We start from the raw sequence: 17,150 nt of genomic DNA on the forward strand, positions 1-17,150 counted from the left end.
GGTTCGAGTCCCGTCCGCTCCGCCACTTCTTAAAGAAACCTCAGCAGAAATGCTGAGGTTTTTTGCTATGTGTGGCCCTGAAAAGTGCTTCGCACTTTAGGGCGAGGCACTGGACGTGCGCAACTAGGCGTCCCCGTTGAGTCCCACTGGTGCGCCAGCCCGGCCGTTCCGAGAAACCTCAGGCTACGCGTCTCGGACGAAAGTCTGAGTTTTTAGCTATCTGCGATCCAGAATAATTCTGCTCACTTTGAGCCGCCGTGCCATAGTAAGTAGTGCTTATCGTGCGCGATTAGAGCTCCTTTTTGCAGCCCATCCTCAGCTTCACTTCTTTATGGTTTGAGTCTTCTTTAAAGTGTGACCATGAATTCGTGATTCAACTGGGCAGGTTGCTGTAGATGTTGATTGTCGAAGGACAGGCAGGAAGATGACTCGATGCTATTAAAACTAAAGCCCTGCTGGTTCAGCAGGGCTTTGTCGTTTATGCGTTACTGGTCGCTAGAGGCCTTTTTATACTCATGTGCTTTTGCTGCCTGATAAACAACGCGCAGGCAATGAGGAGAGTAAAGAATTCGGCGAGAGGAAGCGCAGTAAGGAAGTGTTGGTCTTTAAAGAAAATAACCAAACCGAAGATCAATGAAACAGGCAGTACCAATCCTCGACTCAACGCGATGGCTGCTGATTGTTTTGGCAGTTGCATTGCGGTGAAGTAAGCGGAAATAAGAACGTTAATTCCGCTGAGCATCAGGCATGGCCATATGATGGCGATGTAACTGAGAGCGTGTGAAGATGCTTTCTCATCCAGATCTGTCAGGAAGAGCTCGGTAACGGTATCGGGCTTTACAAGGCAGAGATAAACCAAGGCACTGCTAATAAATACGATTGTGGTTGCGGCGAGTGCCATGAAACGATTGATACGGTATAGGTTACCCGCTCCTTTGTTTTGACTGACTAAAATATGGATAGCATCGACCACGCCGTAGAACATCATCATACTGACGAACAGAATGTAGTTGGCAATCGAAAAACCTGCGACCGCTTCCTGACCGCCATTTTTCATTAGTAACCAATGTACGGTGAAGATAACGATACCCACTGAAATTTCATTAATGAATTCCGAAGCGCCATTGATAAGCGCGCTCACAAACTTCCTTATCTCTAATCCTGCCTTTGAGAGCGACAAGGTTCTCGAAGGCTTCGCGAAATAGAAAATAAGCACCGACAACTGAAGTAACTGCGCAAAGGTTGTCGCCCATGCTGCCCATTCAATCCCGAGTCCTAATACTCCCAGGAAAACGTAATCAAGAGTGATGTTGGTCGCTGCGCCAACCATAAGTGCAGAGGTTGCGAGCATTGGGAAACCATCAGCGCGTACAAAGTAATAGAGCACCATGGTGGTCAGCTGGACAATCATGCAGACGGTGAGAACGCTGAAATAGCGCTCCATGAGCGGATGAAGTGAAGCTGGGGCGCCTAGAAAGTAAAAGAGTTCTGTGCTGAAGATGGAGCTGATCATCGCCATCGACGAACTGAACCCGAATGCGCCCAACATAGACTGCGTGAAGGCAGCATTAGCTTTATCAAGTTCGTCCTTGCCTATATGTTCCCCTGCTTGAACAGTCCCGCCAATTGCAATCATCAAAGACACGGCGAAAACAAACGTGATGTAAGGAATGAGCAGGTTGATGGCTGCTAGCGCGTCGGCACCCAGAAATCTGCCGACGAACATCCCATCAACAATACTGGCACTAGAAATAGCAACGAGACCAATAAATGAAGGGATGGCGAAATAGAAGAAGGTAGGGACTATCGGTGCGTCCAACACACGGTTCTTGGAAGTCATAATCTTAGTATAGAGAGAATAATGGATGGTCATGATGCGTGAAGAGGATGCCACCTTCACGTGTGGTAAAGGTGATGTGGGACTTACCTTATGACGTGTTGTAACAATGGTAACTTTTAGTGTAATGAGAATTAATATCAATTAGGATCCTTGGCCTTATCAGATTAAACGCCATTCAGGCGCGCTTGGTATAAGGCGAGGGAAACGTGAGTCAGATAGCCAGCAACATCGCAGAGAAAGCATCCTTTCAAGCATTCTTTAACTGTTATCTGAAAGAGGTCGACGCTGGAGATTGGTCTCCCGCTTCACGCTGGCAGATGTCGGTGGGCCGATTGGGGGATGTGGCAAAAGACAAGTGGATTGTCGAGATTTCACTGCCACATTTAGTAGGAAAGCTTGCCGTAAATGTTGAGTACCGCTCATTGGTGGGGAATCACCGATTTGGCGAAGTAATGATCCAATTTGATAAGTTCTCTTGGAAAGTGGTCTCAGAGACGCATGCTTTACAACAACTGATCGAAGGGATTTTCCACGCAAAATCAGCCGCTTTCGAGTGCAAGCAAGAGCTCATGCTGCGTGTGATTGAAAGCCAGCGATTAATGACGCAATACATTGAAGAGCGTCGTGGCGATCCATCGCTCAGGAAGCCAAATTTCATTGATGCCGAGCAATCATTGCTTTTTGGTCATTGGCAGCATCCCACACCGAAAAGCCGTCAGGGAATGCTGGAATATCATCACGCATTCTATGCACCTGAAACAAAAGGGCGCTTTCCCCTTCATTACTTCAGTATTGATCGTGCTCTGATCAAGCAACGGTCTGCGATCCCGTTGACCGCAGAAGAAGTGATCACTGAATCTTTGCCGGCAGCGGCGGATAAACCAGAAACCCATATTGTGGTTCCCATGCATCCCCTTCAAGCGCAGTGGCTTCTTCATCAAAATGATATTCGAGAGTTGATAAAGGCAGGCGATATTAAGGATTTGGGAAGTTATGGCCCAGAGTTTACTGCTACATCTTCTGTGCGCTCTCTCTATCACCCGAATCTGGATTGGATGTACAAATTCTCCCTGCCAGTAAAAATCACCAACTCACTACGTGTTAACAAACGCCATGAGCTGGATGCTGGTGTGGTCATGGCGACCTTATATCGCAAAACGGGTTTCAGTGAGCGCCATGCCTGCTTCAAGGTCATTACTGATCCTGCATACATCACAGTCGATTTGCCTGGTCAGGAAGAAAGTGGTTTTGAAGTCATCATACGCGAGAATCCTTTCCCTGAAGGCAATGATCAATATGTCGTTACCATCGCGGCATTGACTCAGTCTCCAATGCCAGGTGAAAGCTCAATGCTTTATGACGTTATCAGCAAGCTTGCGAACCGAAATGAAGCAGATTACCTGCGCATTGCCATCAAGTGGTTTGCCAAATACTGGGAATGCGCGATAGAGCCAATGATTGCGCTTTATGACGAACATGGCATTGCACTTGAAGCTCACCAGCAAAACAGTTTGATTGAGATGAAAGAGGGGCTTCCGTCGGTTTATTACTTCCGTGATAACCAGGGGTTCTACCTTTCCAAAGCGTATCGTGGATATCTGGCAACCATGGAGCCGGATTCTGTCACCGTAGACTCTCTCTATTTCGATGACGATGTTATCTGCGATCGTTTTGCTTATTACCTGTTCATCAACCATCTGTTCTCCATCATTGGCCGCATGGGAGCAGATGGTTTGGTTGAAGAGCGAATTCTTATCAGCTTCGTTCAGCAGAGGCTATATGCGCTGAGAAACACCCTTTCTGGTGCGGGAAAACTGTTTGTCGAAAAGCTGCTGTCAGAATCAGCTATCCCAGTAAAAGCCAACTTGTTAACCCGTGTTCATGATGTTGATGAACTGCTGGCAGACAACGAACAAGCTATCTATTGCACGATTTCCAACCCGCTTGTGATGACATGTCTGGAAGAGCCGATGGAGGTGAACTATGCCTCTGCCTAATAGCCAGAACTTGTCAGCGATTGAAAGAGTCATCAAGCAACTGTTAGAAGCGGTACTGTTTGAAAATTGCGTTGAAGCCTCTGATAAAGAGGGGAAGTTCGCTTGGAAGCTTGGGGAAAGAGAATATCTCATCCCGGGTCAGCGAGGCGCATTTGGTCGCTATCGACTCGATATTCAGTCGTTATGTATCGATGGTGTTCGAGCCAATGTTGCTGCGCATTGGCAGCAGATCATTGAAGATTTGCCTGCGACAGAGAAAACCAAGTACGCGCTTGCCGAAGAGTTCTCACAAACAGCAGCTCTATGCGAATGGAACCGTCGATACGTCAGTAAGCCTGAATCCCGTCGATACCAAAATTTTGAAACCTTGGAAGGCTCGCTGGATGAAGGACATCCTTACCATCCATCCTTCAAGGCGCGTACCGGATTCAGTGCTGCAGATCATGAGGCTTATGGCCCTGAATCTTCCAAGCCCTTTTACCTTTGTTGGCTCGCCGTTAAGCGCACTCACATCAAACAAAATTTGCCTCAGCCCCATGACGCTTTCTGGCTCAGAGAGCTTGGCCGAACTCAATGGTTAAGACTGTCTGGGGCACTGAGTGCACAGGACAAAAGTTGGGATGAATATTCGCTGTTGCCTATGCATCCATGGCAATGGCAACAGTTGAAGCAAGAACAATTGCTAGAGCCACTTGCTGATCAAACCCTCATATTTCTGGGCTTGGGAGCTGATCAATACACCGCATCGCAATCTGTTCGCACCTTAATGAATGCAAGCTATTCCGATAGAGCCAATATCAAATTGCCTTTGAGCATGGTGAATACCTCATCGAAGCGCACATTGGCACCGCACTCTATTTGTCTGGCGCCAGTGGTTTCTTCCTGGCTTAACCGGATTATTGAAAGTGACTTCGAACTGTCGGCGCTCTCTATTTTGGAAGAGTACGCCGGTGCCCGTTTCCATGTGCCAGAGATGTCGTCTGAAACGTCTCCGTTGGCTTCAGAAGTTGCGGTTATCTTTCGCGAAAGTGTGCAGCCCAAATTGCATGAGGGTGAGTCAGCGATTCCCTTTAACGCATTAATGATGCTTGAAGACGACGGCTTACCTTTCATTGCTGGCTGGGTAGAAACCTATGGCTTGAATATCTGGTTGAGCCGTTTAATCGATGTCGTGGTGCTACCTGTATGGCACTTGTTGGTCAAACACGGCATTGGTATTGAACCTCATGGTCAGAACATGGTGTTGGTTCATCGTGATGGCTGGCCGGAACGAGTCATAGTGCGGGATTTCCATGAAAGTGTGGAATACCACCTGCCATTTCTGGCCAACCCAGAATGGTTACCAGATTTTGCTTCCATTGAACCTTTCCTCGCAGATGCTCCGATCGATGACTACTACGGCATGAGTTCGGTGGAGTTATTGCGTGAATTGGTGATGGACACCCTCTTTGTTTACAGCCTGACAGAGGTCTCTTTTCTCATAGAAAAAAGCTACGGCATGAGCGAACAAAGCTTTTGGAACATGGTAGGCCAAAAGCTCGAAGACTATGCCGATGACCACCCAGAACTTGATAGCCGCTTGCAGCAACTTGGCTACACCGAGGCGCAGGTACTGACGGAGTCTCTGATGACCCGAAAGTTCAAAGGAAGCCAGGCTGAGTGTCACCACTTGGTGCCCAACCCATTTCATAAATATTCTCAAAAATAGGGACGTTATGATTTACGTAAATGATGACTTTTTCAGTCATGAATTCTTTGAGCGCAGTAACGAAGCGTTCCGCTCACACCCTGAACTTGGCAGCTGCGCAGGGAAGCGCTTTGCTGTTTGCACAGAAGACCCAGCTTATCTGCTGGCGGTGTGTTTGTACCTTAAAGCCAATGGCGGCTCTTTTTACCCCATTTTCGCCCCGACGCCCCGTCTTGCTGCCAAACGATTAGCAACACGCGCCCAGTGCCACGTCCTGCTATTTGAACAAGGGCAACCTGCGATGTCGCTTCAGCAAGAAGGTGATGATGACGTGGCTGTGCTGGTGCAAACCAGCTCCGGCACCACCGGTGAGCCAAAGGTGATCACCCGAAGCTGGTCTTCAATCGACGAAGAAGTAGAAAGCTACGTCGCGAAGTTCAAAAAGCCGAACAAGATGACTCCACTGATTGCCTGCCCGATCACCCATTCCTATGGCTTGATTGCCGGTGTATTTGTGGCACTGAAGCGTGGTCAATCACCAGTCATCATTAACAACATTAACCCGAAATTCCTGCTGAAAAAGCTGATGACTACGCCGGATCATTTGCTGTATTCGTCCCCAGCTTTGATTCACTCAGTGGTGCAGCTTTACCCGAAAGGCCAACAACTGAATGCCGTGATGACCTCGGGCACTGTGTTACCCAAAGCCTGGTTTGAGGCGTTGCGTGAAAAAGCCAAGTATGTCTTCCAGCAATATGGCTGCTCAGAAGCTGGCTGTATTGCCATTAACTCGGATACCAAAGCGGCGAATCACATCGGTACCCCGCTTGGACATCTCAAGGTCAATGCCGGTATCGACACTTCAAGACCGGGAGAGATCGTGGTGCAAAAAGGGGATGACATCATCTTCACCAAAGATCTTGGCTATTTCGATGAGCAGGGTCAGTTGATCTTCGTTTCCCGTGCAGACGACATGATTAATGTTTCTGGCCTGAATGTGTACCCACAGGACGTTGAGAACGTGGTACTTGAGATCGCTGAGATCTCCGAAGCTGTGGTCTTCAAACGCTCGGATCCGCTATCAGGTGAACGGGTCTGTCTGCAGTTTGTAGCAAGCGATACGCTAGAACCAAGCCGGATCCGAAAATGGTGTTCGACACGGCTGGCATCCTACCAACTGCCCGTCGATATCGAGCAATGCACAGTGATTGAAAAAATGGCCAACGGAAAGATCAACCGTAACGTGCTGTCTCAAAGCAAAATTTCCATTCCAGCGATAGGTTAAGGAGCGCCCATGGAACGCGAACAATTGATTGCATCCATTCGCCAGGTATTGAGCGACAACATGCAAAATGCCCACATGGAGAAATTCAGTGAGAGTGCAAGGCTGAATGAAGACCTTTATCTGGATTCGGTGCTTATCCTTCAGCTAATCCTGCATCTTGAGCTGGATTTGGGTTTGACCGTGCCGGAGGAAAATATTACCGCGGCAGACTATGCGACAGTTTCCAGTCTGGCGGACTTCCTGTGTCGTATTGAACGTAATGAGCCTGCGCAAAAGGCGCAGGAGGAAGAATTTGAAGACGTCAAAGTACATTGCTTTGTCAGTTGCGTCTGTGAGTCTTTAAAGCGAAAAGGCATTGATCACCGTCCGTTTTACTTCGGCGTTTGGGATGCGACCTTCACCATCAGTGAGAACTACCAGCTTCAATACCACTCCGACGAGATAAACCATGGCAGTTTCCTTGAATGGTACCACCGCCTGTATGGTGTGGCACTGGCTCCTTGGTATGACGAAGGCAAAACCAAACAAGACAACATTGAAGAAATGCAGCGTCTGTTGGCAACCAAAGCAGAAACCTCACACTTGATGGTGATGCTAGATATGTATCAATTACCGGAGCGCGAGAATAAGTTCAATCAGAACCCATTTCCACACTACGTGATGCTTGAGAACACCCATGATCCTAAAACCCTGTTTATGTCCGATCCGGATTTCCGTTGGGAAGGAGAGCTCGAAAGCGCGCGTATCTTCAATGCAATTTCCCAACCGAGTGTGGCAGGCGGCTACCTGCTGGATGAAACCGGTTTACAGCATGCGGATGATCGCGATGTTCAAGCTTACTTTGAGGCGTGCTTTATTGCTGACGGTAATCCGCTGACGAGTGCCATTCGACGCATTCTGGACGCTCATGTCCGCGGTTATGCAGGGGTAAAACTCACGGACCTATCATTGGCATTGCGTGAAATTCGGGTGATTGCGGTGCGTAAATATGCCTACGAGCACGGCTTTGCTTTCTTCTGGCGCGCGCTAGGCCTGCCCGATGATGATTTTGAGATCTGGTGTGATGTCATTGAAGAGCTCATCCAAACCTATGGTCGGATCCAATACCAAATCATGAAGCTGGCAGAAACTGGCGATCTGGATCTACAGGTCGAGATCTACGCCTTGCTGAATAAGCAGGATCGTACGGAGTTTCGCATCAAAAAACGCCTCAACGAAGTCTATCGTGATTGGTGCGAACTGAACGATTTACCGCTTGAAGCGGCAGTAGAGGTTGCCTGATATGCAGCTTTCAATCTGTACCATTTCATTCCGACACCAGCTTGTTTCAATGGACAATCTGGCGGAGTGGGCTTGTTGCCACGGGTTTCAGGGTATTGAGCTTTGGGGAGCTCATGCCCTGAGCCTGGAGGCACAGCCGCAATATGATGCCAAGTGGCTTAACGACATGGGACTATCGATTTCCATGTTAAGTGACTATTTGCCCATTGCGGGTGATAAGCGCAATGCCTGGCAAAAATGCCGCCATATCTGTCGATTGGCAAAACAGTGGGATACCAAGAAGGTGCGCACTTTTGCTGGTCACCAAGCGAGTAGCGAAGTGGGAGCAATAGCGCGTAAGGAAATGACACAGCGCCTGAGAGGGATCTGTGAGTACGCCGCCGATCAGGGTTTGGATGTGCTGGTAGAAACCCATCCCGGTACGTTGGCCGACACCTCATCATCAATCATGCAGTTGATTGATGAAGTTGATCATCCAGCACTGAAGCTTAATTACGACACCTTGCATGTTTGGGAGTCCGGCGAGGATCCGGCTCAATTTCACCAGCAGGTAGAAGAGCACGTTGGTCATTACCACCTTAAGAATGTGCTGTCGCGGGAACTGCTAACCGTTTTCGCTCCGGAAAACGTCTACTCGCCAGCAGGGAGTCGATACGGCATGGTGCCGTTGCTGGAAGGGGCAATGGACTACCAACAGTTTTTGTCACAGGTACTCGGTAAGCCTGCAGCGACGGCTTCATTGGAATGGTTTGGACATAATGTGAAACAGACATTATTGGATGACAAAGCGGCATTGGATGAGATGAAACTGAGCTTACTGAGAGAGAACTCATCAAGAATTGTTGGCTGCCCAGATTATTTAACCTGATTATGTGATCTCGGTCTCCCTAAAGCAGGTTCGTGCTTTAACTTTAAATAATGATATTGATAATCGAAATCATTATCGTTTATGAGTTAGTAACCTTTAGGTAACGGAATGTCCCTACACAGTGCACCATCGGCAGGGCAAATCCTGATTGTTGACAGAAACCGAACGTATTGCGAAAAGCTGATACATCGTTTCAATGAGAAAGGCTTTGCCATCAGGCGTTGTGTTTCTGATTCACAGGCTTCAGACATCTATCGAACCACCAATCTCGATCTCGTCATCTTTGCTGCCGACCTGCCTGAAATGGAAGGTTTTCGTTTGCTGAAACGCTACCGGGAGGAGGCCGCAACGCCGATTCTGATGCTGGATGATACATACAATCACCATGATTGCATGAACTGCTTTTTGTTTGGCGCTGATGACTATATAACGAGGCAGCAGCCTCTGGATGAAATCGTTTGGCGTGCTGCTGCCGTGCTAAGGCGAAGCGCTCAGATTCCTACCAAGGAGAACAAAACCCAATTGGTGGTGGACGAGTTGGTACTGGACAGAAAATATCAGACTGTTTTCTATGATGGAGAGGAAGTCTCTGTCACACCCATTCAGTTCAAATTGCTCTGGACATTGGTGTTCCAGCAGCATCAGGTGTTATCCAAAGACTTTCTCTACAGGCAGGTATTGGCGAGGGACTTCCAAAAGTACGATCGCAGTCTTGATATGCATTTGAGCAGAGTGCGTAAGAAGCTGGTGGGGGTCGGCATGGCGGCTGAGCGATTACAGACCGCCCATGGAAAAGGGTATTGCTTCTCTTAAATAGCGCCATCTGGCGCTATTTTTATAAATGTCTTACTTATCAATAAATTAGTTTTATTAGGCTGACTTTGTAACAGTTGTAAAAGGCGTTTACAGCACAACGTATCAATGAATAATAATGCGAATCATTATCATTGTAGTTGCAGGACGTTGTAATGTTTCAAGGAAGCTCTTTTAAAATCTCTCCACTCAGTGCCGCTGTTATCGCCGCTCTGTTTTCTCAATCTGCCATCGCCAATACTGATGACCACGAAACTATCGTTGTCACTGGAAACACCCAGGCAGCACCAGAAGTATTCGTCGATTCTGATCAGTTGGATGCCATTCAGGCGAACGACCTGAACGATATCTTCCGTTCAAGTGCTGAAGTCTCTGTGGGCGGTAGCACTGACTATGCGCAGAAAGTCTATGTTCGTGGTCTCGAAGACACCATGCTGAACGTAACCATTGATGGTGCGGTTCAATCAGGTTCGCTATTCCACCACCAAGGTAGCCTGTTTGTCGAGCCTGAACTGCTCGAGCAAATTGAGGTTTCTGCTGGCGCTGGCCGCGCGACTGACGGTGCTGGTGCGTTGGGTGGTGCCATTCGAATGAAGACAAAAGACCCACGTACACTTTTGGCCGCAGGTGAAAACTTCGGTGGGCGTGTAAAAACTGTCTTTAACGACAACACTGATGGTTTTAAAACGACCGCCAGTGGTTATGGTGCTATAACGGACAGTGTGAGTGTCTTGGCTTCTCTGGGTTATAACGACCAAGATGACTATAAAGATGGTAACGGCGACACGGCTGAGCACACTGGTTTCCGCAATGGCTCAGGATTCGCTAAAGTCGTTGGTGAGTTGACTGAAGACCAAACAATTATCGTCAGCTATGAGCGCAAAGAAGACAAAGCAACACGCTATGCCCGTCCTCACATGGGTGACTTCTCGAGAAACTACCCGCTCGAGCAAGAAACCTATCGCGATACAGCGACACTGAATTATGTCTTAGCGCCGAACAGTAAGTGGTTAAACCTCGATACCACTTTTTACTACACCGATCTTGAACTTGAGCGTTTGAATGACCCTCGTTGGGGAACGTATGTCGGTAACACTGAAACTGTCGGTGGTGATATCCGCAACACATCAGCGCTTGAAAAACTGACTCTGATTTATGGTACTGATTTCCGTCAGGATACCTCTACATTCAGCGGCAGTGGCCAAACGTTTGAAGACAAGGGCGATCAGTTTGGTGTCTATGTTCAGGGTGATTACAACGCAACAGAATCACTGGTTCTGAGCGCTGGTGCACGCTATGACCGTTATTCTCTGGATGAAGATCTGCGTGATGGTGATACCCGCTCTGAAGGCACCGATATTTCAGACAACGGTTTCAGTCCGAATGCTGCAGTGACTTACTACATCACCAAAGATCTGAATGTCGTGTTGGGGTACGCAGAAGCGTTCCGTGGCCCTCAAGTGGGCGAACTTTGGCTGCTGGACTACGTGTATAGCTCGGAGGACCGTAAAGGCGAAACGGCGAAAAATACCGAGTTTACCGTGAACTGGAGCTTCGATAACGGTTATGTGTCAGCGCAGGTCTTTGATAGCGAAATTGAAGACGTGGTAGATCGCGACAGCACTGTTTACGAAAACAGCGGCACACTGGACAACAAAGGCTTCAACATCACCGCTGCATACCAGCTGGATAGCCTCACTGCGACGATTGGCTTCAGCCGAGCGCAACCTGAATTTAACGGTGAGCCACTCAATGATGGCAGCATGAACATCGGTACTTCTATCGGTGACACGCTGGTAACCTCATTGAGCTACTATGCTAATGACGATCTGGAGTTTGGCTGGACGGGCCGCTTTGTTGACCGCCTGACAGATGTGCCAGAAGGTACCGAAGAAAAACCTGGCTACGGCGTGCATGATATTTACGCACAGTGGATGCCAGTTTCTGGTGAAGACCTGACGCTGACAGCGTCAGTGAAAAACGTCTTTGATAAGGCTTACCGTGATCAATCTAGCCTTAGCGAAGATTACAACGGTCCACTCGAAGCGGGTCGTAACATCCGTCTGGGACTGAACTGGGGCTTCTAAGTCTCAATGAAGGGGAGTTTGGCTCCCCTTTATTTTTCTCCTCTGCCTCGCCTACCTGTTTTTGATCTTCTCGGCATAATTCCGCACTCTCCGTAACCTTCTGTGATTGTCCTAAGTCCTGACTGCTAAGATTGAAATAATCCCTTTTTAGGTGGTGACATCATGAAAAAAGACATTCTGATGATCCTTTTCATCTGTATGTTTCTTCTCGGATTCTGGATGGCAATGTCGCCAGCAGAAGCCAATCCCTGGGAGGAGGTGCAGGAACCGTATCTTGGTGTGGAACAATCGATTGGGAGTTACGCCAATGGCTGCCTGAGTGGTGGTGAAGCCTTGCCGTTGAAAGGCGAAGGGTATCAGGTGATTCGTCCTTCAAGGAACCGTTATTACGGCCACCCGAACATGATTGCCTATCTCACTAAGCTGGCCAAGAAAACCAAAGGTTTTGGCTTGGACGACTTGATGATTGCAGATATTTCGATGCCGCGCGGTGGTAATTTCACCAAAGGACATTCCAGCCACCAGACAGGATTAGACGCTGATATCTGGCTGAGTTTTGCGCCGGAATCGCTAACCAAAGATTCCCTGGAAAGTCCGACGGCCGTCAGCATGGTGGACTTGCAGAATTACGCACTGAAACGTGATAACTGGCTGAAAGAACATGCCATTTTGTTTCAGGTGGCGGCATCTGAGCCAGAGGTGGCGCGTATTTTTGTCCACCCTGTGATTAAAGAGACCTTGTGTGAAATGGCATGGGAAGACAGAAACTGGCTACGCAAGGTACGTCCATGGTGGGGGCATCATTACCACATGCATGTCAGGCTTCAATGTCCTGAAGGCAGCTTAAACTGTATTTCCCAGAATGCACCGCCAACAGGTGATGGTTGCGGTGCGGAGTTAATCAGTTGGCGCCCGAAACCTGTCGACGAAACAAAAACAGTAGCGACCACCACCAAGAAAAAGCGGGTGAAGATAAAACCGGGTCAGTGTGAGGTGGTATTAACCCAGTAATTTTCCTTGTTTAGATACAAGAAAAGCGCCGAAAGGCGCTTTTCTTCATTAACCTATTAAGGCTTAAACCAAACCCTGGAGTTTGACGAACTTTTCCAGTAACTCATCATTGGTTTCCTTATGTTCAGGATCAATGATGATGCAGTTGGTGATAGGGCATACCGACTGACAGGTTGGCTTTTCATAGTGACCCACGCATTCCGTGCATTTGTCCGGATCAATTTCGTAGATCTCTGCGCCGAAAGTAATCGCTTCATTTGGACATTCAGGATCACACATATCGCAGTTAATGCACTTCTCGGTGATCAGTAGTGCCATCGATTACGCACTCACCGCTTGTGGAGCATTTGGGTTACGGGTGTTCGCACCGTCGGTCAGGTTACGCATCAGCAGTGCAAATTCCAGATCCATGTCTTCCGGCACTGGAATGTAAACGAAGTGACCATTACCTTTAGCATCGTCAATCGTTTCACCTTTGCGGTTTTCCATCGCGTCCAGTTTGAAGACGACATTGCCTTTCGGCGTCATCAGCTCGAGTGAATCACCAGTGATGAATTTGTTCTTCACTTCTACTTCCGCCATGCCTTCGCGGCGCTTACCGGTGAATTCGCCCACAAACTGCTGGCTGTCAGACACTGAGTAGCCGTAGTCATAGTTTTGGTATTCGCTGTGGGTGTGACGGCGCAGGAAGCCTTCGGTGTAACCACGGTGAGCCAAGCTTTCCAGTGTGGTCATCAGGGTTTCATCGAACGGTTTGCCTGCAACGGCATCATCAATCGCTTTACGGTAAACCTGTGCTGTACGCGCACAGTAATAGAAAGACTTGGTACGGCCTTCGATCTTCAGCGAGTGAACGCCCATCTTAGTCAGACGATCAACGTGTTGAATCGCACGCAGATCTTTCGAGTTCATGATGTAAGTGCCGTGCTCGTCTTCAAACGCCGCCATTTTTTCGTCTGGGCGATGCGCTTCGCTCAGCAGAACCACTTCATCAGTAGGTTTGCCGAGACCAATGGTGTTGTCTGGACGCTCTTCAGCTTCTTGGATTTGAACCGATGCTGCAGGCTGGATCTCAACGATTTGGCCTGTTTCGTCTTCAGTCGCTTTCTCTGTTTTGTATTCCCAGCGGCATGCGTTGGTGCAGGTGCCTTGGTTAGGGTCACGTTTGTTGATGTAGCCAGACAGCAGACAACGGCCAGAGTAAGCCATGCAAAGTGCACCGTGAACGAAGATTTCCAGCTCCATTTCAGGCACTTCTTTGCGGATTTCTTCGATTTCTTCCAGCGACAGCTCGCGGGAAAGAATCACACGCTCAACGCCTTGGGTTTGCCAGAACTTAACCGTCGCCCAGTTCACCGCGTTCGCCTGTACGGACAGGTGAATAGCCATCTCAGGGAATGCTTCACGTACCATCATGATCAGACCTGGGTCAGACATGATCAGCGCGTCAGGGCCCATATCAACCACCGGCTTCAGGTCACGGATAAAGGTTTTCAGCTTTGAGTTGTGAGGCTGGATGTTACATACCACGTAGAACTTCTTGCCAAGCGCATGCGCTTCATCGATACCGATTTGCAGGTTCTCGTGGTTGAACTCATTGTTACGCACGCGAAGGCTGTAACGAGGTTGGCCGGCATATACCGCGTCAGCGCCATAGGCAAAGGCGTAGCGCATGTTTTTCAAGCTACCGGCTGGGGACAAAAGTTCTGGTACAAACATAGTCATTGCTTCTACTAATTCTGAGTATAAGTCAGGCCGCATCAAAAAGTGGTGCGGGGAAGCGGGCGATTTTACTGTGATCTTGTTAACATAGCCAGTTCCGATCGGGAAACCATTTGCAGAAAAGGTTGTCTTTTGGATGATTCAGGTCGACATTCATTTTTAGTGAATGATTTGACACAAGTTTGAAAAGGTATGTACGTTGTAAGGATATTCTCGGCTTTTTTAAGGCGAAAGAACCTGCAACATTGAGATGTGGACTGATGTACGAAAAGAAAACCAAGAGATTTAGCATGCTGTCTAAATCGATGCTTGGCCTGATGGGCTTGTCGCTCGTGACGGTAGCAGTATCCTTTAATACGCTACAACAAGAGCCGATCCGGGTTGTCCCTCTCAATCTGCCAGAATCTGTCGTCCCTTCTTTTATTCAGAAAGAAGAACCAGTAAAGACGGAAAGTGCCGTCGACCTTCCTGCTTACGAATACACGATTCAGACTGGCGACAGTCTGAGCGAAATTTTCATGAAGCTCGGCATTCCGTATAGTGACCTGTTAAAGCTGATGGAAGCTGACCTTAACCACCTTCGCATCGATACCCTGCAACCCAATGACATCCTGCGGTTTTGGGTTGACCCTGATGGAAAACATCTGCAAAAACTGGAGCTTGAGTTCAATATCGCCTCGAAAGTGCAATATGTACAACTTGATGATGGCAGCTATGAATTCAACGAAGTGTCGATTCCGGGGACTTGGGTTGAAACTGTCACAGTTGGCGATATTGAAGGCAGCTTCTCGGTCTCTGCGCGTCGTGCGGGCCTGAGCTACAACGATGTGGAAGTGATTACCAATCTGCTCAAGGACAAGATGAACTTCTCCCGCGATCTTCGCGCCGGAGATAAGTTTGAAGTGGTCCGTGCAGAGCAATTTGTGGATGGGCAGGCGAGTGGAGCGCGTGAAATTAAAGCGATCCGCATTGAACGCCGTGGCCGACCCATCACGGCTTACCTGCACACCGATGGTAACTACTACGATAAAGACGGTCAGAGTCTGCAACGCGCCTTCCAGCGTTATCCGACCAATCGTAAAGAGCGTATCAGTTCGCACTTTAACCCACGTCGTAAACACCCGGTTACTGGCCGTGTTTCGCCGCACAACGGGACTGACTTCGCGGTGAGAACAGGTACGCCTGTGGTTTCTACCGGTGATGGTGTGGTAGTGATGGTGCGTAATCACCCTTACGCAGGCAAATACGTGGTGATCGATCACGGTAACCAGTACAAAACCCGCTACTTGCACAACAGTAAGATTTTGGTGCGTAAAGGGCAGCGTGTGACCCGCGGTCAACGTATTGCGCTGTCTGGTCGGAGTGGCCGTGTTACTGGCCCGCACATTCACTACGAATTGTTGATTCGTGGCCGCGCGGTGAACCCGATGACGGCGAAGATCCCGATGGCCACTTCAGTAGCCCGTGCCGAAATGACCGACTTTAAGAAATCTGTCGCGGCTTACGATAAGAAAATGCTGAAAGCGCAGTTCAAGTAAGCACGAACCAAAGAAATAAAAAAACGGGGCTCTAAGCCCCGTTTTCTGTTTTTGGCAAAGTGTAGAAGACGATTACTCGCCTTTGTCGACACCGCCAAGTTCTTCGTAAAGATTCGGCAGGAAAGCACCCAGCTCACCGCACATCAGCGACAGGTCTGCATCCAGACGCTGAGCCACATCTTCACGGTCGATATCCGCGTTCTGGTCGCGAAGTTCTTCCGAGAACTTGATGCGTTTGATGGACATGTCTTCACACAGCATCAGCTCAATGCGGTCTTGCCAGTTCATCGCCAGCTTAGTCACTAACTTTTCTGCTTCGATGTGAGCCAGAATTTCATCGCTCGATAGATCCTGCTGCTTACAACGGATCACGCCACCTTGTTCCAGAATGGCTTTCAGCTCAGCTTCTTCACCGATTTCGAAGCCTTTTGGTGCGTTGCCAGAGCGAACCCACTCAGTCATTGCCAGCTCAACTGGCTTGTTGGTTTCAACAGGTACCACTGGCAGACTGCCTAGGGATTTGCGCAGCAGCGCGAGAATGTCTTCTGCTTTCTTAGAACTACCTGCATCAACCAGTACCAGACCTGCTTTTGGCATAATCAGCGCGTAGGTTTGGCTCATGCGGCTGAACGCACGTGGCAGCAGATCCATCACGATGTCATCTTTGATGCTGTCTTTTTCTTTTTTCTTCAGCGGACGGCCTTGTTCTTTTTCCATTGCGTCCACTTTGGCGGTCAGTGAATCTTTGATCACCGAGGCTGGCAGCATTTTCTCTTCTTTACGGGCACAGATAAGAATGTTGCCATCGCTGACGTGCGTCATCATGTCGCCGTGTTTGCCCAGCGCGGTGGTCCAGCCGAACTTTTGCATGTCCTGACTGCCACAAGGCGTGAAGCGGAATTCAGACAGTTGTTTTTCAATATGCTCCGGGTCGAGGTCGATGTCTCGGGTCAGGCGGTAGGTGAAAATATTCTTGAACCAAATCATGGCGAGGCTTTATCCATCCGGTAATGACAAAGGC

At 48.7% G+C, this 17,150-nt stretch carries 13 protein-coding genes; 9 read left to right on the forward strand and 4 right to left on the reverse strand.

What is annotated here, in order from left to right:
* Positions 1–478: 478 nt before the first annotated feature.
* Positions 479–1,981 carry an MATE family efflux transporter gene (locus tag D515_RS02175; protein WP_239643921.1) on the reverse strand — a complete coding sequence of 501 codons (1,503 nt, stop codon included), beginning with the start codon at positions 1,979–1,981 and terminating at the stop codon, positions 479–481.
* Positions 1,982–2,046: 65 nt separating this feature from the next.
* On the opposite strand from D515_RS02175, the gene D515_RS02180 reads away from it, so the two are divergent.
* The 8 genes from D515_RS02180 (at position 2,047) to mepA (ending at position 12,869) form a co-directional block, all read left to right on the forward strand.
* Complete coding sequence (locus D515_RS02180; protein WP_002535643.1) at positions 2,047–3,837, forward strand: IucA/IucC family protein; 1,791 nt, start codon at positions 2,047–2,049, stop codon at positions 3,835–3,837.
* Complete coding sequence (locus D515_RS02185) at positions 3,824–5,545, forward strand: IucA/IucC family protein (protein ID WP_002535645.1); 1,722 nt, start codon at positions 3,824–3,826, stop codon at positions 5,543–5,545. Before D515_RS02180 ends, D515_RS02185 begins: the two co-directional genes overlap by 14 nt.
* 7 nt (positions 5,546–5,552) lie before the next feature.
* Positions 5,553–6,809 carry an AMP-binding protein gene (locus D515_RS02190; RefSeq protein ID WP_002535647.1) on the forward strand — a complete coding sequence of 419 codons (1,257 nt, stop codon included), beginning with the start codon at positions 5,553–5,555 and terminating at the stop codon, positions 6,807–6,809.
* Positions 6,810–6,818: 9 nt separating this feature from the next.
* On the forward strand, positions 6,819–8,090 hold the full coding sequence (locus D515_RS02195; protein WP_002535648.1) for a DUF6005 family protein: 1,272 nt from the start codon (positions 6,819–6,821) through the stop codon (positions 8,088–8,090).
* 1 nt (position 8,091) lies between these two features.
* Complete coding sequence (locus D515_RS02200; RefSeq protein ID WP_002535649.1) at positions 8,092–8,958, forward strand: sugar phosphate isomerase/epimerase family protein; 867 nt, start codon at positions 8,092–8,094, stop codon at positions 8,956–8,958.
* Positions 8,959–9,066: 108 nt separating this feature from the next.
* Positions 9,067–9,771, forward strand: a complete 705-nt coding sequence (locus D515_RS02205) for a response regulator transcription factor (RefSeq protein WP_002535650.1) — start codon at positions 9,067–9,069, stop codon at positions 9,769–9,771.
* 155 nt (positions 9,772–9,926) lie between these two features.
* Entirely contained in the window at positions 9,927–11,858 is a 1,932-nt protein-coding gene (locus tag D515_RS02210) for a TonB-dependent receptor domain-containing protein (RefSeq protein WP_002535653.1), read from the forward strand.
* 162 nt (positions 11,859–12,020) lie between these two features.
* Positions 12,021–12,869 (forward strand): penicillin-insensitive murein endopeptidase, encoded by an 849-nt coding sequence (gene mepA / locus D515_RS02215; protein ID WP_002535654.1) that lies wholly within the window; start codon positions 12,021–12,023, stop codon positions 12,867–12,869.
* Positions 12,870–12,932: 63 nt separating this feature from the next.
* Here the strand turns inward: mepA and D515_RS02220 are convergent, their stop codons facing one another.
* Both D515_RS02220 and trhP read right to left on the reverse strand, forming a co-directional pair.
* The gene (locus D515_RS02220) at positions 12,933–13,187 is read right to left on the reverse strand and encodes a YfhL family 4Fe-4S dicluster ferredoxin (RefSeq protein ID WP_002535655.1); all 255 of its coding nucleotides are present in this window, start codon (positions 13,185–13,187) and stop codon (positions 12,933–12,935) included.
* Positions 13,188–13,190: 3 nt separating this feature from the next.
* The gene (trhP, locus tag D515_RS02225; RefSeq protein ID WP_002535657.1) at positions 13,191–14,588 is read right to left on the reverse strand and encodes a prephenate-dependent tRNA uridine(34) hydroxylase TrhP; all 1,398 of its coding nucleotides are present in this window, start codon (positions 14,586–14,588) and stop codon (positions 13,191–13,193) included.
* Positions 14,589–14,851: 263 nt separating this feature from the next.
* Here trhP and D515_RS02230 point away from each other — a divergent pair, with 263 nt between their 5' ends.
* Entirely contained in the window at positions 14,852–16,129 is a 1,278-nt protein-coding gene (locus D515_RS02230; protein ID WP_002535658.1) for a peptidoglycan DD-metalloendopeptidase family protein, read from the forward strand.
* Positions 16,130–16,201: 72 nt separating this feature from the next.
* Here D515_RS02230 and rdgC read toward each other — a convergent pair whose 3' ends face one another.
* Positions 16,202–17,113, reverse strand: a complete 912-nt coding sequence (rdgC, locus tag D515_RS02235) for a recombination-associated protein RdgC (RefSeq protein WP_192815484.1) — start codon at positions 17,111–17,113, stop codon at positions 16,202–16,204.
* Positions 17,114–17,150: the final 37 nt, after the last annotated feature.

This window comes from Grimontia indica (genome assembly GCF_000333895.2).
In the GTDB taxonomy this organism is placed as follows: Bacteria; Pseudomonadota; Gammaproteobacteria; order Enterobacterales; family Vibrionaceae; genus Enterovibrio; species Enterovibrio indicus.

Excerpts from the sequence above, each read along its gene's own strand:
- D515_RS02200 (WP_002535649.1), top strand. The coding sequence starts at position 8,092 with ATGCAGCTTTCAATCTGTACCATTTCATTCCGACACCAGCTTGTTTCA.
- mepA (WP_002535654.1), top strand. The coding sequence starts at position 12,021 with ATGAAAAAAGACATTCTGATGATCCTTTTCATCTGTATGTTTCTTCTC.
- D515_RS02220 (WP_002535655.1), bottom strand. The coding sequence starts at position 13,187 with ATGGCACTACTGATCACCGAGAAGTGCATTAACTGCGATATGTGTGAT.
- D515_RS02210 (WP_002535653.1), top strand. The coding sequence starts at position 9,927 with ATGTTTCAAGGAAGCTCTTTTAAAATCTCTCCACTCAGTGCCGCTGTT.
- D515_RS02195 (WP_002535648.1), top strand. The coding sequence starts at position 6,819 with ATGGAACGCGAACAATTGATTGCATCCATTCGCCAGGTATTGAGCGAC.
- D515_RS02185 (WP_002535645.1), top strand. The coding sequence starts at position 3,824 with ATGCCTCTGCCTAATAGCCAGAACTTGTCAGCGATTGAAAGAGTCATC.
- D515_RS02230 (WP_002535658.1), top strand. The coding sequence starts at position 14,852 with ATGTACGAAAAGAAAACCAAGAGATTTAGCATGCTGTCTAAATCGATG.
- trhP (WP_002535657.1), bottom strand. The coding sequence starts at position 14,588 with ATGTTTGTACCAGAACTTTTGTCCCCAGCCGGTAGCTTGAAAAACATG.
- D515_RS02205 (WP_002535650.1), top strand. The coding sequence starts at position 9,067 with ATGTCCCTACACAGTGCACCATCGGCAGGGCAAATCCTGATTGTTGAC.
- D515_RS02190 (WP_002535647.1), top strand. The coding sequence starts at position 5,553 with ATGATTTACGTAAATGATGACTTTTTCAGTCATGAATTCTTTGAGCGC.